Here is a 26,903-nt window from a genome sequence, read left to right as displayed (position 1 = left end):
CCCCTTTCTAAACTAATGTCTGATAGATTGTCTCAATCTCTTCCTTTTTTGCCAGATACTCTGAAAAAGCGCTGGCGCTTCCTGCTGCGACTCCCATATGAAAGGCATGGCGAAAGTCCTTTCTTTTCAGCCATCCCGCCAGGAAGCCTGCGACCATAGAATCTCCGGCACCGACCCCATTGACCAGCGTTCCCTTAGGGGCGGGTGACTCCAATATCTGTCCATCCTCCGCAATCAGGACAGCCCCTTCGCCAGCCATGGAGATGAGCACGTTTAATGCTCCCTTTTCCTGCAGCTTCCTTCCGTAGGGAATTACTTCCTCCCGGGACGTCAGTTCTACATCAAAGATTTCTCCCAATTCATGGTTATTCGGCTTAATCAGAAATGGCCGGTATTCCAAAACTTTCATCAGCAGATCTCTGGTAGCATCTACGACGATTTTGACACCTCTTCCCTCCAGCATTTTCATAATACGGCTGTAAATATCATCCGGCATGGTCGAAGGAATACTGCCTGCCAGTACCAGGATGTCCCCTGCTTCGAGTGCTTCCAACTTCTCCATCAACTGCTGCACTTGCTCTTCACTGATATCCGGCCCTTGTCCGTTGATCTCCGTACCTTCAATCGACCTAAGCTTTAAATTGATCCTGGATACGCCTTTCTCGATCCGAATAAAATCAGACTTGATTCCTAATGCTTCTACCTCCCGGCAGATCTCCTCCCCTGTAAAACCGGCAACGAACCCGAGTGCCGTGCTCTTTAGTCCCAGGTTACCCAAAACTGTCGATACATTAATTCCTTTTCCTCCCGGAAGAATCAATTCAGAACTGGTCCGGTTGGTCAGTCCCAGACGAAAATCTTCCACAGAGACAATATAATCCAGCGACGGGTTAAAAGTTACTGTATATATCATCACATAACCTCCTGCTCTTTTTGATGTTTTTATTATATAATCATTTTCAGTCAAATTCAATCAAATTAATTCACAAATATTCTCTTTCATTTTTGTTACATTTGCACGATTCTGATTGAATATGATTTATTTTGACTTTATATACCCTTTACATACTATTATTTTCCATAAACATCAATTCAATACAGAGGATATTATAGATTTTCCTAAACAGACTCCATAAAAATACCCTGTAAAGGGCTTTTCATATCGCTTCCTTTTACAGGGTAAAATTTCTATCTTTTATTTTTTTTATCCAGAAATACTTTTCGGCCTTCTGACTTTCAAGATCCAATAAAGAATTCCCGTCATATCTGCCAGGAACCACCCGATCGGTATCGCCCACCAGATTCCCAGTACACCGATAGCCGGTATAGGTGCAAGTACATAAGCAAGAAGTATGCGGGTGCCGAGCGAGATAATTGTGAGAATCAGAGACATCTCAGGCTTATTGATTCCTCTATAGAATGCATATAGCAGGAACAGGATTCCAATTCCACAGTAGAACGCCCCTTCAACACGCAGATATCCTGCTCCGATCCCAATAATCTCTGTCTCAGAGGCTGAGACAAACAGAAGCATCAGCTTATCCGCTAATCCAAATACGACCACAGATATAAAGATACAGAATATCATCGAAACTCCCAGCGCACGTTTGATTCCTGTCTGCACGCGTTCCTCTTTTCCCGCGCCAAAGTTCTGTGACACATAGAGAGAAAAGGCATTACCGAATTCCTGTGCCGGCATATAGGCAAAGGAATCAATCTTTACTGCCGCAGTAAATGCTGCCATGACTGCGACCCCAAAGCTGTTGACCAAGCCTTGCACCACCAGAATTCCAAAGTTCATTACAGACTGTTGAATCGATGCAGCAAAGGAAAACCTGGCAACCTCCTTTAAAGCTTCTTTTGCCGGGGCCGTACGTTCTTTTCCCTCGCTGGCCGCGGCCTGTACTCTTCTATGCCACGCTCCCGGTAAAAGTGACTCCCGAAGCCAAGGCTCCTTCACCAAGGCATAAACACCAATCCCAATTCCCGAAATTCCTTGTGAGATTACAGTTGCCGCAGCCGCCCCGCCGATTCCCCAATGGAAGACAATGACAAATATTAGATCCAATACTACATTCAAAATTGAGGTCGCCCCTAAAAAAGCAACGGAATGATGGAATTCCCCAGCGCTCTCAGAAAATAAGAGAAAAAATTATACAGGAATATAAATATAATTCCTATAAATATGATGAGCACATATAACCGCATCATATCCATCAGTTCGTCTGGAATTTGCAGAAGCCAAAGAATCTGATTCACCAATAAAAAAGAGAGAACATTGACAAAGACCGTTATCCCACCAATCATAAAAAATGATGCTCGAATACAGCTCTGCATTTTGAAAATGTCCTTTTTCCCAAAGTAAAAAGAAAACAGCGAACCACTGCCCATACACAAACCGATTAAAATAGAGGTCAGAAAACTCATCAGAGTATATGCAGTCCCAACTGCCGCCATCGCCGATGCGCCTAAGAATTTTCCTACGATCAAAGTGTCTGCAATGTTATAAAACTGTTGGAGAAGATTACCGACAATCATAGGGCCGGCAAATAAAAGCATTGTTTTTGTTACATTTCCTGTCGTCAAGTCTTTTGTCATTCGATTGTTCCTCACACCTGGCACGGCGCTAATAAATAGAACGGAAAACATGGAATATTCCGTATAATACCATAAATCAGAATTACCACCAAAAGCCAGTATAAATATTTGTCCGGGATATGTCTGTCAATATGGTTGCCTTCCGTTATCAACCAATCCAGTCCTCTTGCTGTAAAATAAAGTGCAAGGAAAAACAGAACGAAAATCATCAGGGGATTATACCTGAATGCCTGGTAAAACTGACCATGTAAAATCGCATAGCTGGCCCGACCGGCACCGCAGCCTGGGCAGTACAGCCCTGTCAGTTTATAAAAAATACAGGGAATAAAAGGCACCTCTACAGGATTATGTCCATATAGGTATACTGCACCCAGTAAAAAGAGGACGGCAATACTCAAAAGTATTGCTGCCCTTAGAGTCCAATATTTTTTTATATATTGCTTCATCTGCCTCATCAGGCTGTACACTCCCTGTCTGATTCTCTTTCGCTGACCGTCCCAGCCTTTCCTGCACTGTGATTATCAGTCTAAAAGCAATGAATCTTTCTGTTCTAGTATTTTAATAGTAATAAGAAAAATTCCCCATAACGGCCAAAATGATCCATATAATGTAATATAATACGCCTACTACTGCAGCGATGATCGAAAATATCTTTGCTTTATTCGCACAGTTCCTTGCTTCCTCCATACGTCCCCTCTGCTGTGCACTGCCGATCTTGCTGGCAAATACAATCGCCGGAATTCCCAATGGGATGCAGCAGCAAATTGTAGACAAAATTGCAAAAACCAGGTATGGAGTCGTATTAATCATCTCATTCGGATCCTGATATGTATTCCCATATGGATTGCTGTTCCCAGCCTGTCCATAGCCGCCCGACTGATTATAATCCGTTGACTGATCGTAGTATCCCGTTTGGCTATAATTTCTCTCCTGCTGATAGGAACCTCTATTCTCCTGCTCATAATAGTACTGTGATGAAGTCTGCTTAATCGTTGGCTTCTGCTCGTCTGCTGGGGCATTCTGCGGTACAGTATTATCCTGACTCTCCTGTGTCTGCGGTGTCCCGCAGTATGGACAGAACTTTACGTTGTCATCAATTACCTGGTTACAATTCCTGCAAATCATAAAATATCCCTCATTCTTTCTTTTCACTTTTCCGTCACTTAGTTGTTATATAGAAGATCATATGTACATTACATTTTATATAGATTCATCATATCATAAACTAAAAGGGCTTGGAAGTTTTTTATAATAATGTATCTATAGTATACCCTTAATTCCCTCCAATCACAACACTCTTTCATTCGACGTCTCCCTCACCACCCTCAAGGATTCACTAATTAGACCGTATCATATATCTTTACAAACACAAAACAGCCAATATAAGGAATCATTTTAATTTCTCCTGATATTGGCTGTCTTTTTTTTTGTACTTCTCTCTATTTCATGCAGATTTTCTCTTAGTCCTCCTTTCCTTTCTCTGCATTCTGTCTTGAAAATGTGCTTTTCAGCGAATGGTTCTTACACGATTTTAAGCATTTTCCGCAGCGGATACACTCCATGCTGTTAGGTGTCTCGTGAACTGGAAGGTCCATGGGACATGCCTTCTGACATGCCCTGCATCCTGTACAGGTATCCTTGTCTATCTCAAACCGATATAGAGCGATCGGATTAAACAGGCTGTATGCCGCGCCCAGGGGGCAGAGATAACGGCAGAACGGACGGTAAATCTTGATTGATAACACAACGATGATGATTAAAACAAGTACCTTCCAACTGAATAGAAATCCAAGGCCGCTTCTTAAGGTTGGATTCAGAATCGTCAGCGGTATCCCTCCAAGCAGAGTCCCTGCCGGACAGATCAGCTTACAGAACCACGGTGTACCGCCACCTGCTACATTTACGATCGTCAGTGGAAGAACGATTACGAACACAATAAGTACCACGTATTTCAGATATTTCAAATATCGATCTCCGGGAACCTTCCTGATCTTGCGTACGCCCGGAATCTTATGTAATAAATCCTGTACTAATCCGAAGGGACAGAGCCACCCACAGACGAATCTTCCGAAAAATGCCCCGACTGCCATCAAAAATCCTATGATATAGAAGGAAAATTTATACTGGCTGCTGTTGAGTACGGCCTGCAGCGAACCGATGGGACAGGCTCCCACTGCCCCTGGGCAGGAATAACAGTTCAGACCTGGTACGCAGAACTTTTTTCCAGTCCCCCGATATATCGTACCCTGCAGATAGCCGTTGATGTATCCATTTGTAAGAGCGGTAAAGCAGATTTGAACAACTAATCGGATATTTTTTCTCAGTTTATGAATCAGTTCCATATTTTGTCCTCTCTAAAGTCCTCTTTTGTCTTTCTCTTTGTCCCCTTAACCGATTCCGATACATTCCAGGCATATGGCTGCCGCCTTCATGAATACAGTCCCGATTTCAACCCGGTAGACACCTACTGCAATAAATGCAATTCCAAGAGAGAATACCATAAGACCTGCATAATTTCTTTTGATAAATTTATTCACTCTTTAATTCCCCCAATTTTTCGTCAATGATTTTTTTCCAGTCATCTTTATCCCGGGAACCTGTAACAGGTTCACCTACAAGATTTCCTTCTTTATCAACAAAATAGGTCGTCGGGAATACTGACTGACTGCTCAGTACAGTATTGGCAAGATCTTCTGATACGAGAAGCTGTTGATAAGTAACACCCGTCTCTTTCAGGACCTTCTCCACCTTTCCTCTTTCTTTATCAGACAGACCGGGCTTGATAATTCCCTCACTTTCAATGACCATGCCTTTGACTGCAACCTTCTTCCCTTCTGCCAAAAGCTCCTTATTTACCTCCTCCAGCTCTGGGAGTTCCCCTACACATGGGCTGCACCATGTAGCCCATGTGTTGATCATCGTCAGATCATTCTCCTTGAAAATATCCTTATTTACTTCGTTCTGTTCCAGATCCACCGTCTCCATCGTCGCAAATCCAGACTTCGCCTCACTCGCGTCACCGACAGGCTGTGCTTTTTTCCCGCATCCACCCAGTGCCCCTAAAATCATCGCTGATATAATCCCGATCACTCCTGCTTTTTTCATTTATATTTCCTCCTACTTTCATAATCTCTTATTTTTCATATTATATTTCTGTTACATTTTTTGCTGTACTTTTTTCTGCAGTTCTTATAATTTCAAAATCCTTTTGCTTCCTGAATACGTAGTTATGAAATAGATCCCATACAATACTACTGCCAGTCCTGATGCAAGAAGGATGTTTCTTGCAATATCTGCCCCGGTCAGATATGGAATCGTTCTGTATACGCCTGCCATGATGAAACCGGAATGGATCGCTGCGACCAGGAATGGAAGGCCAAAGTAAAATAACATCTGTGTCATTAAGGACTTCTTCATGGCCTTTTCACCTGCGCCCATCTTGTAGAGCAGATTGTATCTCTTCTTATTATCTGCTGATTGTGTCAATTGTTGTAATGCAAGGACAGCTCCCGCTGTTACAAGGAACGTGATTCCAAGATATCCTCCGATATAGGTGGCCATCAGCTTATCAGACATAATCTGAATCTGAATATCCTTCTGACTGCTATAATCAAAACCTTTTACTTTCAGCATGTCATCCAGCAGAGCATGATAGGCATCTGATGCATTTCCTTCATAATTGGCATCCATGATCCTCATATACGGCTTCTGTCCTTCTGTCACTTTCTGTGGCACGACAATCGTTGCAATATCGGATAATACATTCATGTTATATAATGTGGCGGAATAAATCCCCCCTTCTTTCATATTCAAATTACTGTTTCCTATTGATAATGTTGTATCCCCCTGTTCCTCGAACTTTACCAGTACCGCCTTCGCTTCCGGTTCATTATAGGTAATTGCATATTCATCGTCTCCTAAAGAGATTGCATCCTTCCCCTGAAAAGTCCGAAGCTTATTATATTCATCCAGACCAACATACCAGACATTACCCGTCTTGTATAATTTCTGCATTTTCTGGTTTCCCTGTGCACTTTTTCCGAACAGCTCCTGCATATTCAGATTCTCTGAAACATAGAAGTTGATCTCCTCTGACTCTCCTATATAGCTGGAAAGCTTGGCATTCTTTGCTTCCAGCTCATTTTTAATTCCAGACTGTTCTACCGCCGCATCATTTCCCCCTTTCCCATCAAAATAATATTCCACACTCAAATCATATGGTGCTGTCTTCCCAATCAGGCTCATGGAGCTCTGTCCCAGTCCCATTCCAATTCCCATAATGGATACAGAAAGGTACATCAGAATACATACGACTGCCACCGAAAAGCCGGTACTCTTCATGCGGCTCCCAAGCTGATTCACAACGAACAGGTTCAAGCCCTTGTAATAAAATTTCTTTCTATTCTTTAGAAATTTAATTAATACTCCAGCTATCGAGAAGAAGAGCAGGATGGTCCCTATCCCGATCATGGTACTTCCAGCGCCGAGAATTTTGAACAGGTCGCGGTCGCTCAGGAAATGGATCAGCAAATATCCACCTATTATGAACATGATCGAAAGAATCCCTTTCAGGAGTGCGCTTTTCTTTTCCTCTGGAATCTCCTCATTTTTCCGGTCTGCATAAAGCAAATCTATCAGTTTCATCTTCTTCATTTCTCTCACATTGAAAATGTGTACGAATAGGAAGATCAGTCCGAAGAAAATCACGGATGCTGCCATTGCCCCCGGTGAAAAGATAAATGAATAGCTTGCCAGCCCAACTCCTGCTATTTTTGACGTGATCATTGTCAAGCCCTGAGATGCCAGGACCCCTAAAACAAGTCCTGCAATAAGTGAAAATCCGCCGATCAGTACGGTCTCCTTCATCAGAATCCGGCTGATATCTCTTCTTTCCATCCCGAGAATCGAATAAATACCGAATTCTTTTTTCCTGCGTTTCATCAAGAACCGATTGGCATATACGACCAGGAATCCAATGATTGCGCATACCAATACGGAAACACCCGCCATCGCCCCCTGTGCCGCTGACAGATAGTTCAATGTATCGGGAATGTCAAATGCGGCAAACTGTGCCCCAATGGAATTAAATGTATAGAAAAGGCATACTGCAAACGTCAGTGTAAAGAAATAGATGAAGTAATCCTTAGCACTTTTTCTCACATTCTTTGACGCAAGCTGACGGAATACTTTTTTCGAAATCCTGCGTTTAAACAGCATGGCTCTTGTCACCTCCCAATAAAGAAACTACCTGCATGATCCTGTCAAAAAACTCTTTTCGTGTATCTGCACCTCTTACCAGTTCGCTGAATATCTTTCCATCCTTTACGAAAAGAATTCGTTTACAATGACTGGCTGTAAAGGCATCATGTGTCACCATTAGAATCGTCGCCTGCATTTTCGTGTTCATCATCCCCAGTGTTTCCAGGAACATCCCCGCTGATTTGGAATCCAGAGCTCCTGTGGGCTCATCCGCCAAAATCAAGGATGGCTTTGTAACAATCGCTCTTGCACATGCAATTCGTTGTCTCTGGCCGCCTGACATCTCATATGGGTACTTATCAATAATCTCCTGTACCCCAAGTGCACTTGCGATCGTATTGACCTTTCTGTCTATCACCTTCGGCTTTTCTCCTACAATGGAGAGTGCCAGTGCGATATTATCACGGCCTGTCAGTGTATCCAGAAGGTTGAAGTCCTGGAAGATAAATCCCAGCTCCTCCCTTCTGAATTTTGCTAATGTCTTTTCTTTCATCTCTGTCACATCCGCACCATTGATGTAGATGTGGCCGGCTGTTACATGGTCGATCGTAGAAATACAGTTTAGAAGTGTCGTCTTTCCACTTCCCGATGCTCCCATGATTCCAATGTATTCCCCTTCCTCGACCTCAAAGTTAATATGATTTACAGCCTTTGTGATGCTGCCTTTTGTCTTATAAAATTTCTCCAGATTTTCCACTCTCAGAACAGTTCTCATTTTTGTCCTCTCTCCTTTCCTGTCTTTGTTATTTTCTATTTTATTTCTGTCTTTCTCTTATTAACTTTTCACGATGTTCTGTTTGCCTTACCTCTTGCTGTTGAACTTAGTCTATCATTCTGACTCAAAAGTTACCACGCATTTAGCTGACAGAAACATTACAATCCTGTAATATTTTGTTATGGTTCATACCCTTTTTACGCTTATCGAATGGAATAAAACAAAACGTGTCAGGTGCTTCTCCCTTTCATGAAGCTTCCTGACACGTTTCCTTTGAATCCACGATTTCTTTTCTTTTATCAAATTTCTATTGCTGCCCGGCATCCCCATCCCACATTTTTAAACGCAGTGAAAGCTTCGTTCCCTCCCCCTGCGTGGAACTAATCTCGAGAGGCACCTGCATTTTCTCACATAGATCCTTGCAAAGATATAAGCCCATCCCTGTTGATTTCTTATAGACCCTGCCATTCTCTCCAGTAAAGCCTTTTCTGAATACCCGGGATATATCTCCCTTCGGTATCCCGATTCCATTATCCGCAATCGACAAAATGATACTTTTATCCTCCATGACGGCACGAAACAGGATATAAGGTTTCTTTTTCGGATCGCAGTATTTTACCGAATTCATAACAATCTGCCCCAAGATGAATTCCATCCACTTGGGATCTGTCAGGACTTCATAATCCAGGTTTTCCAATTTGGGGATCACTCCTGCCCCTACCATCATCTTAGAATGTTTCCGTATTACCTCCATCACCAGCTTCTTAAGGCCCACGTGCTGTATGATATAGTCGGATTCCAGACTGCCGCTTTTGGTATAGTACATCATTTGCTCAACATAGGCCGTGATTTTATGTGCTTCTTCCTCAAGGCTTGATGTAACTGGATTGCGGTTATTCTCAATAATCAGCTCCTGTACAGCGATCGGAGTCTTAATCTCATGCGCCCAGGTCTGAATATATTCTTTATAATCCAGCATTTCCTGCTGCTGAGCCGCAATCACATCATTTAAATACTTTCCACTCTGTTTGATGATCTGGTACATTAATTTTCCGTCATAAAAGTAGGGAGGATCAATCACCTCACAAAGGTAAGATTTTTCCTCCAGATCATTCCATGTCTCGGCTAGTTCGTCATAATACCGCTTTTTCTGTACACAATCATAAAAGAACTGTCCCAGGACCCCCAAGACGAAAATAGCCTCCACTACAGCGACTGCTGGGATTTCCACTTCCATAAAGATAAGAAAAACTGTAGTCAATATACAGGTCAGAACCTCAATACAAATAGAAGCCCATTTATCCTTGATATATTCGCCTATGCTCATACCATATACCCCATTCCACGCTTTGTGATAAGGTAATCCTCCAATCCCAGCTCAGACAGCTTACGACGCAGGCGATTGATATTCACATTCAGTGTGCTCTCTTCCACAAATTCTTCCATCTCCCATAACTGACAGATAATATCATTCCTCGAAATGATACTCCCTGCATTCTCCATCAGCAGTTTTAAAATGCCAAGCTCATTCTTGGTAAGATCCGTCTCTTTTCCTTGATAGGAGATACGCCCCTTCAAGATGTCGAGAGACAGGCCCTTATGCACCAGCACCATGTTCTGTTTCCGTCCGTATGCACGGTGGAGCACCGTTGCAATGTGCGCCTGGAGGATGTGCATGTTGTATGGCTTTGTGATAAAATCATCTGCACCACAATTGAGGCTCATCAGCTCATCCATATCACTGTTGGAACTCGTCACAACAATGATCGGAACATCCAGACTCTTTCTTACCTCCCGGCAGATATAGAACCCATCCTGCACCGGCAGATTTAAGTCCAGAAGAACCAGATCCGGTGCCTGGGAAACAATCTGTCCCGCCACGTCCTCAAAATTCTCAATCAGGATGCAGGTGTATCCTTTCTTCGTTAGGGCCGTACAAAGTTCTTCCCTGATTTTTTCCTCGTCTTCTACAATCAAGATTCTTTCCATGGTATCCTCCATTCCCCTGCATTCTCTAAGTTCCCTGTCTTTTACTCTGCTGCCTTATTCTCTGCCTGTTCCTGTATTTCTGTGTAAAACATAAACTTCTCCTTCTGTACCTTCGCGTTGTACAGTGCTGCATCTGCCCGTTTAAAAAGTTCCTGGAAGTCTTCTCCGTCCTGTGGAAACAGGGAAACACCTATACTGTTGGTACAGGACACCCCGTCAACTGTGAAATATGTCAGCCCCTGCAATTTCTCACGCAGTCTCTCACTGTCAGCGATATCCCGAACAAGCATGATAAACTCATCACCGCCGAATCTGCCCGCAATATCCTCTTTTCTGAAGGTATTCTTGATCTGTCGGGATACTCCCTCAATGATCTTATCGCCCTCATGATGGCCATAAGTGTCATTAAACCTTTTAAAATTATCTATATCTACGATAATGAGGGCATGCTGCAAATTCCCCTCTTTTTTCAGCATGCGGTCAATCAATGAGATTGTATATTTTTTATTATAAAGGCCTGTAAAACTATCCCTGAAAACGGCCCGCTCCAAACTGTCCGTCCTTTTTTTAATGTCACTGATATCCGTAATGACCCCTATCATCCTCACAGACTTCCCATTCTCTATGATAGGAGTCATATGGAGCCTGCACCAGATAAATTCTGAATCTCCTGCTTTCATCCGTGCCTCGTAGGTGACCGGGTCACCTTTTAAGATATGCTCAAAAGCATCCGCAATCACTTCTCCATCGTCAGGATGAGAAAAATAAGAACTCACTGCCACGCGGTATGCTTCCGGTTCCAATGTGCTGTAGGGCTGAACTGCTTTTAAAATCGTATCATCTGACACACCGAAGATTGCCTCTGCATTTTCAAAGAATGTATATAACTGCTTAGTAATATCCACTTCAAAAATACAGATTTTAGCAGCGGTCAATGCGATATGTAGTCTTTCCTGATACTGTTTTAATTCATCCATGCCGGTCTATTCCCTTTCTGCTGCTGTTCTATCCCTCAATATCTTCTATTCTATGTCCAATTATAACTCTTTTTTCCTGCATTCAGTTTACTATATTTATATAAAAATAGAAAGTTGTTTTCTTATTTATTGTTTTCTTATTTATTATTTTCTGTGCTTCTTCGTCATTACTGTTCACAGCTCATTTCAACCTACATGCGCAAAAGCAGCCAGTAAAACTATCTGTCGCTGTGATGCCGCTTACCCTTTTGCTTATTGGGGTGAGGTGATGGATTCCATATAACAGAATATGGCTGCCACAAAAATGTGACAGCCATATCCTAAATTGGCAAAATGAGATTCTCTATCTTATCTCTGGACACGTCCGGAAGCATCTCCTCCGGCCAGTTTTGCGACTTCGTCCATTGATACCATATTAAAGTCACCCTCGATGGAGTGTTTCAGACAAGATGCAGCAACTGCAAATTCGATAGTAGCCTGTGGATCATATCCACTTAAGGATGCAGCGATTAATCCGCCTCCAAAGCTGTCTCCGCCGCCTACACGGTCAACGATATGCATCTTGTATTTCTTGCTGAAATAATAATCAGTTCCATCATATAACATTGCAGACCAGTTGTTATCATTTGCAGAAAGGGACTCACGCAGTGTAATTGCCACTTTCTCAAATCCGAAGCGGTCAGCGAGCTGTTTTGCAACATCCTTGTAACCTTCGTGATTTACTTCTCCTGCTGTAACATCTGTATTGGCCGCGTGGATACCGAATACATCTGCTGCATCCTCTTCGTTCGCAATGCAGACATCTACATATTTACACAGCTCGCCCATTACCTGACCAGCTTTCTCTTTGCTCCACAGCTTGTTTCTGTAGTTCAGGTCACAAGAAATCTTGACCCCTGCTTCCTTTGCAGCTTTACATGCATCCAGACAGATCTCAGCAACACCATCGTTGAGCGCCGGTGTAATTCCTGTAAAGTGGAACCACTCTGCTCCATCAAAAATCTCTTTCCAATTAAAGTCTTCCTTTGATGCAGTGTAAATAGAAGAACCTGCACGGTCATAAATTACTTTGGATGGTCTCTGGGATGCACCCTTCTCCAGGAAATAGATTCCCACTCTGTCACCGCCGCGTGCGATGTAAGAGGTATCTACTCCATATCTTCTCAGGGAGTTCACTGCTGCCTGCCCAATCTCGTGCTTTGGCAGCTTCGTAACAAACTTTGCATCAAATCCATAGTTAGCCAGAGAAACTGCTACATTTGCCTCTCCTCCGCCATAGGTCGCTCCCAATGTCTCTGCCTGTACGAAACGATAATATCCTTCCGGTGCCAGTCTTAACATGATTTCACCAAATGTAATGACTTTCTTACTCATGATCTGTAATCCTCCGCTTTGATCCTAAAATTCTTATTTTAATTTTTATTTTGTTGCTTCTTATTTCTGTACCAGATGTACTGCAAATCCACCGATTTCGTTTTTCATGTAAATCACGGTCATTCTTCCATCTTTATATTTTGCTGTATCATAATCAAATTCTACGTTCTGAGATTCCAGGTAGTTCACTGCACGGTCTACGCTGTTCGTTGCAATTGCAATATGTCCGTTCGCTCCCTTGAATGGGCTCTTCATTGCTTCTACCATAGTTCCTGCAAATACAGAGCTGTTGCCGCTTACCTTCTCCAGTCCGAACATTCCTGCAAATGCTCCTGCTGTCTTCTCCGCCTCATCTTCATCTGCACAATTGATACCGATGTGCTTCAGCTCAAAACCAAGCATCTTCATCACTGCCTCTCTTGTCAGTGCTGTAATCTCATCGAACTTCCCAGCCTTAACAAGGTCTCCCTTTACCATCCAGCTTCCGCCGCATGCGAGAATCTTCGGAAACGCAAGGTACTCATTCAAGTTCTTTGCGTTGATTCCGCCTGTCGGCATGAACTTAAGGTTCGTATATGGGGCTGCCATGGATTTGATCATGTTCAGTCCGCCTGACGCCTCTGCCGGGAAGAACTTCACAACATCTAAGCCTAATTCGAGTGCCTGCTCAACATCACTTGGATTGGAGGTTCCCGGTGTGACCGGCACCCCTTTTTCGATACAATACTTTACGACCTTAGGATTCAGTCCAGGGCTTACGATAAACTTCGCGCCCGCTGCCACTGCACGGTCTACCTGCTCTGTTGTCAGTACAGTCCCTGCTCCTACCAGCATCTCCGGGAATTCAGATGCCATGATACGGATAGACTCTTCGGCTGCTGCAGTTCTGAATGTCACCTCTGCACATGGAAGTCCGCCTTCACACAGTGCCTTTGCCAAAGGTGCTGCATCCTTTGCATCCTCAAGTACTACAACTGGTACAAGTCCTATCTTCTGAATCTTCTCTAATACTTCGTTCATAACTGTTCTCCTTTTTTGATTTCTAATATTTGCGGATTACTTTTCTGCTCGTCTTGCCTGTTCATCATTTCATATTATGGAACTATATTCCATATTATGAACCTCTTATGTTTTTTATTATACTCTTTTCGCCCTCGTTGTCAACCTGTTTATCCAAAATATCTCGAAAATTTGTTACTGTTCACTCATGCCATTCGCAAAAAACCTCCCGGGATTATTTTTTTCATTTTCTGCTGTTTTCATCCGCTTGACGGACATGTTATACTTGATAGCAAAAGGAGGTAAAGCTATGCTGATCCATACTTCATGTCAGGACGCCATTGAATCTTGTCTGAATACACAGCGCTTCGCTGCAGCTCATTTATATAATGATGAAAAACCGATGAAAATCCATATCCATGACTGTTATGAAATCTACTATTCCATTTCCGGTGGAAAACAGTTCTTGATTGATAACCGCTTCTATGATTTCAGACCCGGGGACCTTTTTTTCATCAACCAATATGAAAGCCACTACCTGTCACAAATTGATAGTGTGACCCATGAACGAATCATCCTCTCCATTTACCCGGATTATCTGAAAAGCTGCTGCAGCCAGCAGACGGACCTGAACTACTGTTTTTCCAGCCGTGAACATGCGGGCGGCCATAAGATTTCTCTAACCGCTGATGAGCAAAACCGTTTTCTCTATTATATCCATAAACTCAGAGATGTAGGGACATTTGGACAAGATATTCTGGAACATGCACTATTCCTGGAATTGATGACATTTTTAAATAAAATTTTTTATACACGTAACATCCAGTCGGAGACTTCGGAAGGTTCTTTAGACGAAGCTGTCCATGCAGCCGAAAAGGATGGGGACCTTGAAAAGAATACTACCTCACGTCACACACAGATTGACGCGATTCTGTCCTACGTGAACCAAAATCTGACAGAAGAGCTGACGATTCAGAACCTTGCTTCCCACTTTTACCTAAGCCCCTCCTATCTCTGCAAGATCTTTAAGACTGAGACCGGAACTACCATCAACCGTTATATCACCGCCAAACGAATCACACACGCTAAGGCTCTGCTCGCAGAGGGATATTCCGTAACCGATGTCTGCCCAATGTGTGGATTCAATGACTACAGCAACTTCCTGAAAGCCTTTACAAAGGCAGTGGGGATATCCCCCAAAAAATACGCCCAATTCGAACGCTGAAGCGGGGGAAGGAGTAACAGTTTTTAGATTATATAGGGACGCTGAGGAAGATATGGAGGGTAATCGGCCCTGCCTGTGCCCCTGTTGGTTCCAAACCCTTACCGTCCGTGAAGAAAATGTAACAGTAAAAATGAGGAAAAGAAAGGCACTGCCATATATGCTGAGAAATCTGGATGATTTCTCAGCAAGTATGGCACGCAATTAGGCGCTGAACGCCTAATTCCGACCTTCCTTTTCCTCATTTTTTCTGTAACGTTTTCTAACACGGTCTTTATGGGTTTGGAACCACCAGGGGCACAGGCAGGGCCGATCACCCTCCATATCTTCCTCAGCTGACTCATCCAAACGTCAGAAAAATGTTACTAAGGGGCCCGCATACCTGAAAAGCGTATTTACTCGATAAAGAGTGAACTTCACTTCTATAACAATATGAACTCTCCTGACCACTCCCCCCTCTTCGAATGAATACGCTGCTTCAGTTGGGTGGCTGCCTTAGTAACAGCTTTTCCGACCGTCTGGATGCACCAAGCCAAATGAAACGGGGGCCGGGAGTCTGCTGACCTGTGATGTCGTTTCGAAAGTCCTTAAAGCGGACGATTAGATGTACTTGTGGCCCAGTAGGTACCCAGAAGGAATGAAAATTGATTCTCCAAAATCAATTTTCATCCCGGGATGCGGTGAAAAAATATCGATTTTTTTCACCGCATCCCGGGTCTGTCCTTCTGAGTGCCTACTGGGCCATTAGTACATCTTCGTCAAGCGGTCGGATTTTGAAACGACATCACAGGTCAGCAGGCTCCCGGTCCCCCGTTTCATTTGGCGTCCTCCCCATCCGTTCCGAGACTAAAGCTCGTCACTACGTCTTTTTATTTGGGTTGTTTTCCGATATATGCCAGGATTCCTCCATCTACGTACAGTATCTGTCCATTGACAAAATCGGAAGCATCTGAAGCAAGAAAGATAGCCGGTCCCATCAGATCTTCTGGATTTCCCCAGCGTGCTGCTGGTGTCTTGGAGATGATGAACTGATCGAATGGATGTCTGCTTCCATCCTCCTGTGTCTCTCTAAGAGGTGCTGTCTGTGGTGTTGCAATATATCCAGGTCCAATACCGTTACACTGGATATTGTACTCCCCATATTCAGAACAGATATTCTTTGTCAGCATCTTGAGACCGCCCTTAGCTGCTGCATAAGCAGATACAGTCTCACGTCCCAGTTCACTCATCATGGAGCAGATGTTAATGATTTTTCCATGACCTTTTTCAATCATATCTGGAAGAACAGCCTTGGACATGATAAATGGTGCATTCAGGTCAATATCGATTACCTGGCGGAATTCTTCTACGCTCATATCTGTCATAGGAATACGTTTGATGATTCCTGCATTATTTACCAAAATATCGATGATACCAAGTTCCTTTTTAATAGAAGCAACCATATCTGCGACCTGTGCCTCATCGGTCACATCACAGATATAACCTTTTGCGTCAATACCCTTTGCCTCGTAATCTGCAAGTGCCTTGTCCATGTGCTCTTGGCTTCTGCAGTTAAATGCAATCTTTGCTCCTGCCTTTGCATATGCCTCTGCAATGGCAAACCCAATTCCATAAGCTCCGCCTGTTACCAGCGCAACTTTTCCTTCCAATGAAAAACTGTTTAAAATACTCATTTATTTTTCCTCCTATAATATCTCTTGGTTGCGGTAAGAAAACGTTTGTAAAGCGGACGCTCAAACAATTGCAATACTTGCCCATGACCGTTTTTTACCGCTTGTTCCTAAAAAACTTCACACTGATTATAAATGTAGCAGTGCCTCTGCCAATGCAAGAATTGTGAGTGACTGTCCATATGCCATCGGCGCAATCAGGATATTTTTATAATGGTCAGCATCCATTCCCATACCTGTACCGCCGGATACATTGAGAACAGTACCATCCTTATCGATGTTCTTTAAGATTCCCTTGATTGCTTTTTCTGCACATGGCAAGTAAGAATCATCCAGGATACCAAAGCGGATACCTTTCAGGATACCTGTCGCAATTGCAGCGGACCCGGATACCTCTTCATAACTGTCAGGATCAGTCAGCACAGTATGCCACAGACCGCTCGGAGCCTGAAGCTTTTTGAGTGCTTTTACCTGTGCCTTATAGGTATCAATGATGATTGTCTTCACACCTGGATTCAGACTGCCTTTGAACATATCTACATAATCCAGAATTCCCAAAGTGAACCAACTGTTGCCGCGGCACCAGAAGATTCCACCGAAGTTGTTGTATCCATTAAAAGTCCATCCATGATAGAACAGTCCGCTCTCTTTGTCATACAAATACTTGATGTGCATCAGTACCTGGTGAATTCCCTCATTGATCCATTCTTCATTCTGATATTTCTGTCCCATTTTATTCAGGAAGAGAACTGTCATGAACAAAGTATCGATCCACATTTCATTCTCATTGAGGCGCACTCCCTGACGGTCACCATTGGCACTTGTCACATGCTGGAAGCCGCCCTCCTTTGTCCTCGGAATGCAGTTCATCAGCCAGTCAGCCCAATCCAGACATAATTTTTCGAACTTCTCGTCATGATAGTACTCATTCAGCTCGACCAGTGTCAGCAATGGAGTAGTGGTATTGATATTCCTTGACGGAAGTCCCTGCTCCATGTTTTCTACGAACCAATCATGCAGGAATTCTTTATACTCCTCGTTCTTGTCATACTGCATGATTTTCAGCAGCCCATACAGACCAACTCCCTGAGGCCAGTCCCATTCTCTAATTCCAAAATCCCTTTTGAAAAATCCGATTGCTTCCCCGCCGGATTCCTCCAGTTCTTTTTCATTATCCGGTCCGCCGAGGTTCAGAAGCTTCTCAATTACCAGATCTAATTTCTTTCTGAGTTCTGTTTCTTTAATATTCATTCCTGATTTCCTTTCCTATCGATTACTAAATGATTTTAATGCATACTTATTGGACTACGATTGGTCAATAAGGTATGCTTATTGAACTGCTTATGTTCCATACGATATCCGATTTTTCCTATTCCTGTTATGGATTTTTTTCTTCCTTTATTATATACTTATTAAACTACGAATGGTCAATAGAATAAACTTATTGAACTACGAATGTTCGATGAAATATACTTAATGAAAGAGAAAGTGAGGTCCAAGCTTTGGAAAAGGTCACTTATTATGCAGCCATTGACGGCATTTCCCTGGAACACATGGTCCGCTACGGCAAATTTGATATGCGTGTTAAGCATTTCCACACCGAGTATGAGATTTTTTATATTCTGGAAGGGCAGCGCCTTTTCTTCTTTAATAACAGGAATTTCGTTGCCTCCAAAGGCGATCTGATCCTTGTAGATACCAACCTGATTCACATGACAAAATCTGTATCTGCAGAAGATACAGGCCACAATAGGATCATCCTTTACGTTACGCTGGATAAGATGAAGGAGCTGGATGAAAAGTTCAATACCCTGCATCTGGTCCGCTTCTTCCATCAGAATTATGGTGTCTACCATCTGACTCCCCAGCAGCAGGAACAATTCATGAACCTGTATTATCTATTCAAGGAAGAATATAAAAATAAAAAACGTAATTACAAGCAGGCCATAGAGCTTGCCGTCACCTCTTATTTCCTGAATATTTCGCGGGATTTAGATTCCACTACTCAGGAACTGCCGCTTCTGCCAAACGACGAGAAGTACCATCATGTTTATGAGATTGCTGACTATCTCTCTCAACACTGCGAGGATGAAATTTCCCTGGAACAGCTTGCGGAGCGTTTCTTCTTGAGCAAGTATTATGTCTGTCGGTTATTCAAGGATGTCACCGGTTATACGATCCGCGAATATATCAATATTCACCGGATTCAGAAGGCCAAACGACTTCTTGAGGAGACTGATTACAGCATTTCGGAGATTGCGGAGATGGTAGGCTATGCTAGCCTTACTCATTTTGAACAAACCTTTAAGAACTACATGACCATGTCCCCGTTAAAATACCGTAAAGCCCGGAATCTCTTTATTTCCAATACAACGCCGGTAAATCCCTGAGCAGGGGGATTTTCCGGCGTCTTTTCTTTCTTGCTCTGCCTTAGATTACATCAGGCCGAGTACACCCGGCAGCCAGGTACTAAATGCCGGCACAAATGTTACAAAGAGTAATGCTGCAACGATTGCCACAAAATATGGAATCAAACGTCTCATTACATCTTCTACTTTTAGTTTTGCAACGCTGCATCCAACGAACAATACGCTTCCGACCGGAGGTGTGATTGTACCGATGGAAAGGTTCATAACCATCATAACACCAAACTGAATTGGGTCCATGCCAATGCTTGTCACAACCGGCAGGAAGATCGGTGTAAAAATCAGAAGTGCCGGTGCCATATCCATAAAGGTTCCCACAATCAGTAAGATGACATTGATCAGGAGCAGAATCACAATCTTGTTGTCAGAAATTCCAAGCATCAGACTTGAGATTGCCTGCGGCAGTCCTGTGAATGACAGTACGAATGACAATACAGAGGATGCTCCGATGATCAGCATAACGATTGTTGTCATGACTGCAGCATTGACCAGGATATCTTTGATTTCAGAGACCTTGATGCTCTTATATACAAATACGGATAAGATAAAGGCATAAATAACTGCGACTCCAGAAGCCTCTGTTGGTGTAAAGTAACCGGACAGGATACCGCCGATAATGATTACGATCAGCAGAAGGCTTGGAATTGCATCCCAGATTGTCTTTAAGATAATCTTTCCTGTCAGCTTATCACGTTTAATTACATAGCCTTTTTTCTTTGCATAAAGGAATGCAACGACCATACATGCAAATGCCCATAAGAGTCCTGGTATCCATCCTGCCATGAATAAGGTAGCAACAGATGCGCCGCCGCTTGCTGCAGAGTATACGATGAATGCGTTCGTCGGAGGAATCAACTGTCCAACTGGTGCGGTTGCGATATTAGTTGCTGCTGAGAATCCTTCGTCATAACCGGATTCTTTTTCCAATGGGTTCATAACACCGCCGATTGCAGTTGCTGCTGCGATACCGGAACCAGAAAGAGAACCGAACATTGCGTTTCCTGCAATATTTGTCAGTGCCAGAGATCCTGGTACTTTACCAAGGAATAACATCGCAAGGTTGATCAACCGTCTTGCGATACCGCCGCTGCTCATCAACTGGCCTGCCAGGATAAAGAACGGGACTGCAAGCAGTGTAAAGCTATCGATTCCGCTGACCAGTTTCTGTGCGGAGATAAACATTCCGAACTGTGGGTTCAGGAACATGATAATTGTAACCAATGCTGAGGTGATGATGCTGAATGATACGGGAACGCTCATCGCCAGCAGGAAAAAGAATAATATAACCAGTACTAAAGCTGCCTGTAATTCCATTTATTTGCCCTCCTCCTTTGTTTCTTTCCATTCACGTATGAACCGAATCAATCTCTGTACGGAGTAAATTACCATCAATACTCCACAGATCGGGATTCCGATATAGTAGAGCTGCATCGGGATTCCCATGGCCGGTGAGACCTGTCCTGCCGCATTGACAGAAACCATGATACCTCCGGCGATCATAACAAAGGAGCTGAGGAAAAGTACAAGAATTTCAATAAAAATCTTATTTTTCAATGTACCTTTTTTTGTAAATGTACTTGTAATAAATTCAATTGCGATATGCTGTTCTTTTCCGTACGCATATGGAACACCCAGCATAGTCAACCAGATCAGAGCATAACGCAGAAGCTCTTCTGTCCAGGAACTCGGATTATTCAGGATAAACCGGGTGAATATCTGCCAAAAACATCCAGCCACCATGACTACGACCAGAATGGCCAGTACGTATTCTATTATCTTATTTAATATTTTCATCATCTGTTCCCCCTACTCTGCGTAACTCTGGATATCTTCATAGAGTGCTTTGTAGCCTTCGCCTCTCTCACAGAACTCTTCATGGATTGGCTGTACGGCCTCGATGAACGCGCTCTTATCAATATCCCTATAAACATTCACTCCATGGGACTGTGCCTCTTCAATCGCCTCTTCCATCATTCCGTTGTACAGGCTCTTGAAGTTGTCATTTGTCTTCTCCAGACATTCCACCAGGTAATCCTGCTGGTCTGCATTCAGGCTGTTCCACATTTTTGTACTGATGATATAGATATCAGGAGAATACTGGTGTTCAGTATATGTATAGGATTTAACCAGATCCTGGTGTCCGTCAACGGTAAGTGCCAGCTCCGTGTTCTCCGCACCGTCTACAATTCCCTGCTGCAATGCAGTATATGTCTCACTACCTGCCATCGGTACTGCGGAACCTCCCATTTTCTCGATCATATCCATAGATGTTGAACTTGGCATGGAACGGATTTTTAATCCTTTGAGCACTTCCGGGCTGTCACAGCAGACATCTTTCTTTAAGTAGAAGTTTCTGGAGCCATTTGCATAATAACCAATTGCGATAAAGCCCTGGTCCTCTGTTGCAGTAAACAGATCCTTTACTTCCTGGCTCTCCTCCATCGCTGTATAGTAGTGTTCCTGATCTACGAACAGATATGGTACTGCGAAAATTGCATATCTGTCATCAAACTGTCCCAGCGTATTGGAGCTTACCTTTGCCATATCCAGGATTCCTGCCTGGACCATCTCAATCTCTTCCTTCTCGGTTCCAAGTACACCACTGGCATAAATATTAATGTCAAGATTCTTGGAATCGTCTTCTGCTACAAATTCTGAAAATTTTGCAATAGAGTCTGCAATTTCTGAACCGGCGGACTGATTATGTGCCAGCCTGATTTCCACTTTCTCACTGCTGTTAGCACTTACAACAGATACGAACGTTGCAGCTACAGCTAAAAGTCCGATTGCGGAAGCCGCAACCCCAATCTTTTTCTTGATGCTTCCCATGTTACTCTCCTTCTCTTCAATGAATCTCCCATGTCAGTCAGACCGGTCTTCTTCTCACATGGTATACTCGATTTCATCTTGTATCATTTATTGTTTGTGCACTTGTTATGTTGCTATTCTAGCACAAAAAAAATGGGGTTTTTCTATAAATATTGCTTCTATTACACATTTTTCAAAGAATATTGCTCTCAAAATTAATGATGTTCATATGGTATTGTTGTTGTTTCTCCACTTTTGATACAGTACTCTTTTCCATCGATCTGCATCCAAACATCCAGACAGGATGGATTATAAATGTAATCTCCTGTAGCGGAATATACCAAATTACGAACCGCTTTTATGTACTCACAGATCTCTTTGTTCGTAGCATACCATATGTCCACTCTGCCAGATGCTTTCTTTAGAAACGCTTCGATTTCTTCCCACTGATCATGTGCGTCAAATTCATAGGCATGGCCCCATAAATAATAAAGCTGCGGAGAAAGGAACTGATTCTGGTCAATTGGCTTTAAAAATTCTTCAAGCAGTTCCATCATCCTTGGTTCTGTGTGATGGCAGGTCGGATGCCATTCCAAAAAATCTTCCGGCAGTGAAAATCCGAAAGTCGGCTTTGTAGTCCTTGCATAAGAAATTCCACAGGCAGCCGCAACTTTTTTCACCTTGTCGCTCCATGTACCGAACGGATAAGCCATCCCAGTGACCGGTGCCTTCACTAAGGCTTCCAGCTCCCTGCGGCATTCAGCAATCTCGTAGGCAGCCATTCCTTCCGGCACTCTGGGCAGATCCGGGTGGGTCATCGTATGGACTGCAATCTCCTGTCCTTCATAAATCTCTGCTATTTTTTCCTTCGGAAACTTATTATGGTCCACCTGGACTCCCGGCTGCTCCAACCAGTCATTGTCTCCCGCCAGCCCGGGATTGATATTAAACGTCCCTTTTATTCCATATCTTTGCATTAGACCAATCAGACGTTCATCCTGTGTAACGCCGTCGTCGTAGCTTAAAGTCAGTGCTTTCTTTTTTCCCTGTGGAAATAAAGGTATATCTCTTCTTAATCTTAACATTGTTATTGAAACCTCCTGCTTTAAATATGATGAAAGGCAGCCTCTGCAAACTACAGAAACTGCCCCTTTATTTTACTATAAATTTTTCATGAACTGAATATCTTCCTGGGCTATCTGCGGATTCATTTCTTCTCGCAGTAGATACATATCCGGCCGGTTCTCATGTAGCCACTTTGATATCGCTGAATAATCAATCGCGCCTTTCCCCAGTGGGGTCGGACAATAATTTCTATTTTCATCAAAATAGAAATCTTTAATATGCATCGCCTCAATATATTTTCCTGTATTACGAAGCCACTCGCTCCAATAGGCATTCTGGTCTGTCGTATCCGGGAACTCTAAGAGATTGGATGCATCAAAAATCATCCTCAGATGTATCTCATCGCCCACCTGCTCCATTACATCCATGACTGCCTCCAGGTTCTCAAGCGGATGCCAGTAAACCGGCTCGATTGCCAGCTTTACATCCAATCTCTGGGCCTCTTCCACAACACGCTTAATGCTGTCAAGCATATAAGGATACCAAACGGCCTTCTCTTCCCTGCTCAGATGAGGATATGCGGTCTCTGTTCCCACTACCTTTGCACCAACCTCTTTGCTGTATGCCAGACACATTTTCAGTGTCTTTACCGCAAATCTGCGCACACTTTCATCCGGGTTGCCCAGATCCATATAGCATCCAAATACCGGAATTTCAATTCCATTCTTTTCGAATGCATTACGAATACGGTCTAAATGGGAGAGTGTTATATCTTCATAGCTGTCTATCCCTGCAAATGCTTTCGGCAGTGCAAGCTGTGCAGCTTCATATCCAACGGAATGAAGCGTCTTGGCAAGCTGCTCGATTTCCATTTTCCCATAATCATGGGCACGTACACCAATCTTCATATTCTATAACCCCAAAATCTCTTTCACGGCTGCTGCAATTTCCTCATCTTTACAATTTGCAAAGAATAACTCCTGGAACTTTTCTCCGCTAAGTGCACCCTTTACAAGTTCCTGATCCAGCTCTCTCAAGATATCTGTGAGCTTACGATATGTCACCTTTTTTACTTCATCCAGAATCTTCTTATTTCTCTGCTCTGGAACGGCGCGCTCTCTTGGATATCCCTGTCCGCTCTCTTCTACGTATAATTTTTCAAAGATGTATTCCAGATTCAGGTCTCCGCCCCATCCGAAACCTTTTGCAAATGGGATTGCAATTGCATTTCCATCATTGATCTGTGCAAATGTATATGCATCAAGTGCATCCTCAACATGTCCGCAGATTACTCCCGGGAAAGAGTTACATGCCAGCATAGCCCCTTCACCTGTTCCGCATCCTGTGATAACGTAATCTGCAGCGCCGGAGTTCAACAGCACTGCTGCCAGGATACCAACCTGTACGTATGTCAACTGGCATTCATCCTCTGCTGTATACATTCCATAATTAAATACTTCGTGTCCCATCGGTTCCACTACTTTTTTCAGGGAGTTTAAAATCATTGCATTCTTTGCACCCTGGCTGTTTTCATTGATCAATGCGATCTTCATCTCAATTTTCCTCCTTTGATTGACTTTCTTCTGTTATAAGAAACTTATTATTTTACATAGAAATCTGTGACTATACTCTTATCTTACATCAGATCCTTCATTTCACAGTGATCCATATCATCAAAATCCTGATTTTCTCCGACCATTCCCCAGATAAATGTATAGTTCCTGGAGCCGCTTCCTGCATGGATAGACCAGCTCGGTGAAATCACAGCCTGCTCATTTCTAACAACAATATGTCTTGTCTCTGTCGGCTCACCCATGTAGTGCATCACAAATGCATCCTCGGGCAGCTCGAAATACATGTAAACTTCCATTCTTCTGTCATGGGTGTGGCAAGGCATTGTGTTCCAAACACTTCCCGGCTCCAGACTGGTCATTCCCATTTCCAACTGACAGCTCTCTACCTGTCCCGGCAGGATATATTTACAGATCGTACGGTGATTAGAATCCTCAAGACTTCCAAGCTCTACTTTATTCTCGTCCTTTACAATCACAACACCCTCTGACGGCTCACCCTCTCTCTTAATCAGTACCGTCGGATAGGTCATATGTGCTGGTGCACTATTCAAATAAAATTTTGCAGGTGCATCTGCATTTACACTTGCAAATGTGATATCCTTTGCACCTCTGCCGATGTACATTCCTTCTTTATGTCCGACTTCGTATGTCTTTCCATCGATTGTGATGATTCCTGTTCCGCCGATGTTGATGACGCCCATCTCACGTCTCTCCAGGAAATAATCTGCACGGAGCTCTTCCCCTGCTTTCAGTACAAGTGTCTCCTTGACCGGCATTGCTCCACCTGTGATGATACGGTCAATGTGGCTGTAAACTAACTTGATATCATCTGCAAAAAAGAGCTGTGGAATCAGAAATTCCTCTCTTAAACGTTCGGTTGTATAGTTTTTTACATCTCTTGGTGATGCAGCTGTTCTTAATTCCATAATTTTGCTTCCTTTCTAAATATAATCATTATTGTGCTTCGTAATGGCAGACCTTTAGGCAGCCTGTCATCTCTTTACAGTGGGGAATTGAATTATGCATGATTCATTCCCAGGGTCTGTTTAAGTCTCTGGATCTTCCCCACACAAACATGCTTATTTTAGCATAGATAAAAAGCAATTTCCTGTCTTTTATTCTACTAAATCTTGCAAATCTTATTCTCTGTTTTTCTTTGCTATTTCTATTTAATCATGATACAATACATCGTATATTATAACTATGACTTGTCAGGAGGCTGTCCATTTATGGAAACGAAAAATCCAATCCAGGTATCCGAACGTATCTTTCACACGATCGAGTGTCTCGCCGCATCCGGCCCGATGGGACTACAGGAATTGAGCACAGAATTGGAGCTGAACAAGAGTACCGTCCATCGGATTCTGAACTCGCTTATCTGTATGGATTATGTTAGGCAGGACCCGGAAACATCAAAATATAGTCTTAGTTTTAAGTTTTGCAGGATTTCTACCCAGATTCTCTCTCAGAACAATATGGTCGATCTTGCAAAGCCTTATCTGAAGCAACTGGCCGAACAGTCCGGGGAGATCGTGCACCTGGTACAGCTTGATGGTATGAATGCCGTATATATTGACAAGGTGGAATCTGCACGCAACACTGTGCGGCTGGTATCTATGGTTGGAAAGAGCATCCCACTCTACTGCTCCGGTGTAGGTAAAGCGATGCTGGCAGAAATGCCGGATGAGAAAATTCAATATATCTGGGAGCACAGTGATATCCGTCGGCTGACAGAATATACAGTGACTGATTTTGCACAATTAGAGGCACTCATCAAGGATATCCGAAAGAATGGATATGCCATGGACAATGAGGAGAATGAACTGGGGGTACGCTGTATTGCAGTGTCTCTGAAAAGTTTCAGCGGAAAGCCTTCCTATGCTATCAGCATTTCGGCTCCCAAAGACCGGATGAGTGATGAACGGATTGAAGAATTGAAAGAGATGATCTTGGCAACAAAAGAGCAGATATTTAAAGAGGTAGGGGGATACTAATCAGTCCCGAGTGTGTGAAGAAATCTCTGTAAAAGCAGATCTTCTATGATAATGGTAGGGCTGAAGGCTTCTTTATGAGCATTCAGCCCTTGGTTTATATATAACGCATATATTTGCGTATGTCAAGAACAGCCGGACTTCCGCCTGGCCTGAAAGGTTTTGGATTCCTTTAGATAGGCAGCCGGCCTTCATACATAAGGCTCAGTTCCCCGTATACCTGTCCCCAGTTTCGG

At 43.2% G+C, this 26,903-nt stretch carries 25 protein-coding genes and 1 pseudogene; 3 read left to right on the top strand and 23 right to left on the bottom strand.

The window, feature by feature from the left end:
* Window positions 1-7 precede the first annotated feature (7 nt).
* The 14 genes and pseudogenes from pfkB to HGO97_RS17360 form a co-directional block, all read right to left on the bottom strand.
* Entirely contained in the window at window positions 8-913 is a 906-nt protein-coding gene (gene pfkB, locus HGO97_RS17425) for a 1-phosphofructokinase (protein ID WP_216244207.1), read from the bottom strand.
* A gap of 291 nt (window positions 914-1,204) precedes the next feature.
* Window positions 1,205-2,598 (bottom strand): annotated as a pseudogene (locus HGO97_RS24445) (MATE family efflux transporter).
* 11 nt (window positions 2,599-2,609) lie between these two features.
* Complete coding sequence (locus tag HGO97_RS17415) at window positions 2,610-3,044, bottom strand: DUF2752 domain-containing protein (protein ID WP_216244206.1); 435 nt, start codon at window positions 3,042-3,044, stop codon at window positions 2,610-2,612.
* A gap of 112 nt (window positions 3,045-3,156) precedes the next feature.
* On the bottom strand, window positions 3,157-3,723 hold the full coding sequence (locus tag HGO97_RS17410) for a CD225/dispanin family protein (protein ID WP_216244205.1): 567 nt from the start codon (window positions 3,721-3,723) through the stop codon (window positions 3,157-3,159).
* A gap of 335 nt (window positions 3,724-4,058) precedes the next feature.
* Window positions 4,059-4,940 carry a 4Fe-4S binding protein gene (locus HGO97_RS17405; RefSeq protein ID WP_216244204.1) on the bottom strand — a complete coding sequence of 294 codons (882 nt, stop codon included), beginning with the start codon at window positions 4,938-4,940 and terminating at the stop codon, window positions 4,059-4,061.
* A gap of 45 nt (window positions 4,941-4,985) precedes the next feature.
* The gene (locus tag HGO97_RS17400) at window positions 4,986-5,135 is read right to left on the bottom strand and encodes a CD1871A family CXXC motif-containing protein (protein ID WP_216244274.1); all 150 of its coding nucleotides are present in this window, start codon (window positions 5,133-5,135) and stop codon (window positions 4,986-4,988) included.
* Window positions 5,128-5,703 (bottom strand): TlpA family protein disulfide reductase, encoded by a 576-nt coding sequence (locus tag HGO97_RS17395; RefSeq protein ID WP_216244203.1) that lies wholly within the window; start codon window positions 5,701-5,703, stop codon window positions 5,128-5,130. Before HGO97_RS17395 ends, HGO97_RS17400 begins: the two co-directional genes overlap by 8 nt.
* Window positions 5,704-5,787: 84 nt before the next feature.
* Window positions 5,788-7,815, bottom strand: a complete 2,028-nt coding sequence (locus HGO97_RS17390; protein ID WP_216244202.1) for an ABC transporter permease — start codon at window positions 7,813-7,815, stop codon at window positions 5,788-5,790.
* Window positions 7,805-8,572: an ABC transporter ATP-binding protein gene (locus HGO97_RS17385; RefSeq protein WP_216244201.1), complete on the bottom strand. Its 768-nt coding sequence runs from the start codon at window positions 8,570-8,572 to the stop codon at window positions 7,805-7,807. Before HGO97_RS17385 ends, HGO97_RS17390 begins: the two co-directional genes overlap by 11 nt.
* A 307-nt stretch (window positions 8,573-8,879) precedes the next feature.
* The gene (locus HGO97_RS17380) at window positions 8,880-9,899 is read right to left on the bottom strand and encodes a sensor histidine kinase (protein ID WP_216244200.1); all 1,020 of its coding nucleotides are present in this window, start codon (window positions 9,897-9,899) and stop codon (window positions 8,880-8,882) included.
* Window positions 9,896-10,561, bottom strand: a complete 666-nt coding sequence (locus HGO97_RS17375; protein ID WP_216244199.1) for a response regulator transcription factor — start codon at window positions 10,559-10,561, stop codon at window positions 9,896-9,898. Before HGO97_RS17375 ends, HGO97_RS17380 begins: the two co-directional genes overlap by 4 nt.
* A gap of 41 nt (window positions 10,562-10,602) precedes the next feature.
* Entirely contained in the window at window positions 10,603-11,538 is a 936-nt protein-coding gene (locus HGO97_RS17370) for a sensor domain-containing diguanylate cyclase (protein ID WP_216244198.1), read from the bottom strand.
* A gap of 348 nt (window positions 11,539-11,886) precedes the next feature.
* Entirely contained in the window at window positions 11,887-12,912 is a 1,026-nt protein-coding gene (locus HGO97_RS17365; protein WP_216244197.1) for a sugar kinase, read from the bottom strand.
* A gap of 60 nt (window positions 12,913-12,972) precedes the next feature.
* On the bottom strand, window positions 12,973-13,932 hold the full coding sequence (locus HGO97_RS17360) for a bifunctional 4-hydroxy-2-oxoglutarate aldolase/2-dehydro-3-deoxy-phosphogluconate aldolase (RefSeq protein ID WP_216244196.1): 960 nt from the start codon (window positions 13,930-13,932) through the stop codon (window positions 12,973-12,975).
* A 289-nt stretch (window positions 13,933-14,221) separates the two neighbouring features.
* Between HGO97_RS17360 and HGO97_RS17355 the strand changes: the two genes are divergently transcribed.
* Window positions 14,222-15,136: an AraC family transcriptional regulator gene (locus HGO97_RS17355; RefSeq protein ID WP_216244195.1), complete on the top strand. Its 915-nt coding sequence runs from the start codon at window positions 14,222-14,224 to the stop codon at window positions 15,134-15,136.
* An 866-nt stretch (window positions 15,137-16,002) separates the two neighbouring features.
* On the opposite strand, the gene HGO97_RS17350 is transcribed toward HGO97_RS17355, so the two are convergent.
* The gene (locus tag HGO97_RS17350) at window positions 16,003-16,806 is read right to left on the bottom strand and encodes a gluconate 5-dehydrogenase (protein WP_216244194.1); all 804 of its coding nucleotides are present in this window, start codon (window positions 16,804-16,806) and stop codon (window positions 16,003-16,005) included.
* A gap of 126 nt (window positions 16,807-16,932) precedes the next feature.
* Window positions 16,933-18,054: a glycoside hydrolase family 88/105 protein gene (locus HGO97_RS17345; protein ID WP_216244193.1), complete on the bottom strand. Its 1,122-nt coding sequence runs from the start codon at window positions 18,052-18,054 to the stop codon at window positions 16,933-16,935.
* 251 nt (window positions 18,055-18,305) lie between these two features.
* On the opposite strand from HGO97_RS17345, the gene HGO97_RS17340 reads away from it, so the two are divergent.
* Window positions 18,306-19,193 carry a helix-turn-helix domain-containing protein gene (locus tag HGO97_RS17340; RefSeq protein WP_216244192.1) on the top strand — a complete coding sequence of 296 codons (888 nt, stop codon included), beginning with the start codon at window positions 18,306-18,308 and terminating at the stop codon, window positions 19,191-19,193.
* A gap of 45 nt (window positions 19,194-19,238) precedes the next feature.
* On the opposite strand, the gene HGO97_RS17335 is transcribed toward HGO97_RS17340, so the two are convergent.
* The 7 genes from HGO97_RS17335 to kduI form a co-directional block, all read right to left on the bottom strand.
* Window positions 19,239-20,543 carry a TRAP transporter large permease gene (locus HGO97_RS17335; protein ID WP_216244191.1) on the bottom strand — a complete coding sequence of 435 codons (1,305 nt, stop codon included), beginning with the start codon at window positions 20,541-20,543 and terminating at the stop codon, window positions 19,239-19,241.
* On the bottom strand, window positions 20,544-21,026 hold the full coding sequence (locus HGO97_RS17330; protein WP_216244190.1) for a TRAP transporter small permease: 483 nt from the start codon (window positions 21,024-21,026) through the stop codon (window positions 20,544-20,546).
* A 9-nt stretch (window positions 21,027-21,035) separates the two neighbouring features.
* Window positions 21,036-22,058 (bottom strand): TRAP transporter substrate-binding protein DctP, encoded by a 1,023-nt coding sequence (gene dctP, locus HGO97_RS17325; protein WP_216244189.1) that lies wholly within the window; start codon window positions 22,056-22,058, stop codon window positions 21,036-21,038.
* A gap of 194 nt (window positions 22,059-22,252) precedes the next feature.
* On the bottom strand, window positions 22,253-23,122 hold the full coding sequence (locus HGO97_RS17320) for a polysaccharide deacetylase family protein (protein WP_216244188.1): 870 nt from the start codon (window positions 23,120-23,122) through the stop codon (window positions 22,253-22,255).
* Between the two features lie 75 nt (window positions 23,123-23,197).
* A complete protein-coding gene (locus HGO97_RS17315) occupies window positions 23,198-24,010 on the bottom strand; it encodes a sugar phosphate isomerase/epimerase family protein (RefSeq protein ID WP_216244187.1) in 813 nt (270 codons plus the stop codon).
* Window positions 24,011-24,013: 3 nt separating this feature from the next.
* Window positions 24,014-24,655 (bottom strand): RpiB/LacA/LacB family sugar-phosphate isomerase, encoded by a 642-nt coding sequence (locus tag HGO97_RS17310; RefSeq protein WP_216244186.1) that lies wholly within the window; start codon window positions 24,653-24,655, stop codon window positions 24,014-24,016.
* Between the two features lie 83 nt (window positions 24,656-24,738).
* A complete protein-coding gene (kduI, locus tag HGO97_RS17305; RefSeq protein WP_216244185.1) occupies window positions 24,739-25,602 on the bottom strand; it encodes a 5-dehydro-4-deoxy-D-glucuronate isomerase in 864 nt (287 codons plus the stop codon).
* A gap of 303 nt (window positions 25,603-25,905) precedes the next feature.
* On the opposite strand from kduI, the gene HGO97_RS17300 reads away from it, so the two are divergent.
* Window positions 25,906-26,670 (top strand): IclR family transcriptional regulator, encoded by a 765-nt coding sequence (locus HGO97_RS17300; RefSeq protein WP_216244184.1) that lies wholly within the window; start codon window positions 25,906-25,908, stop codon window positions 26,668-26,670.
* Window positions 26,671-26,903: the final 233 nt, after the last annotated feature.

The organism is Faecalicatena faecalis (genome assembly GCF_012524165.2).
GTDB classification, from domain to species: domain Bacteria; phylum Bacillota; class Clostridia; order Lachnospirales; family Lachnospiraceae; genus Faecalicatena_A; species Faecalicatena_A faecalis.
The sequence above is the reverse complement of the archived record's forward strand: the minus strand, read 5'-3'. Positions and strand labels throughout refer to the sequence as shown.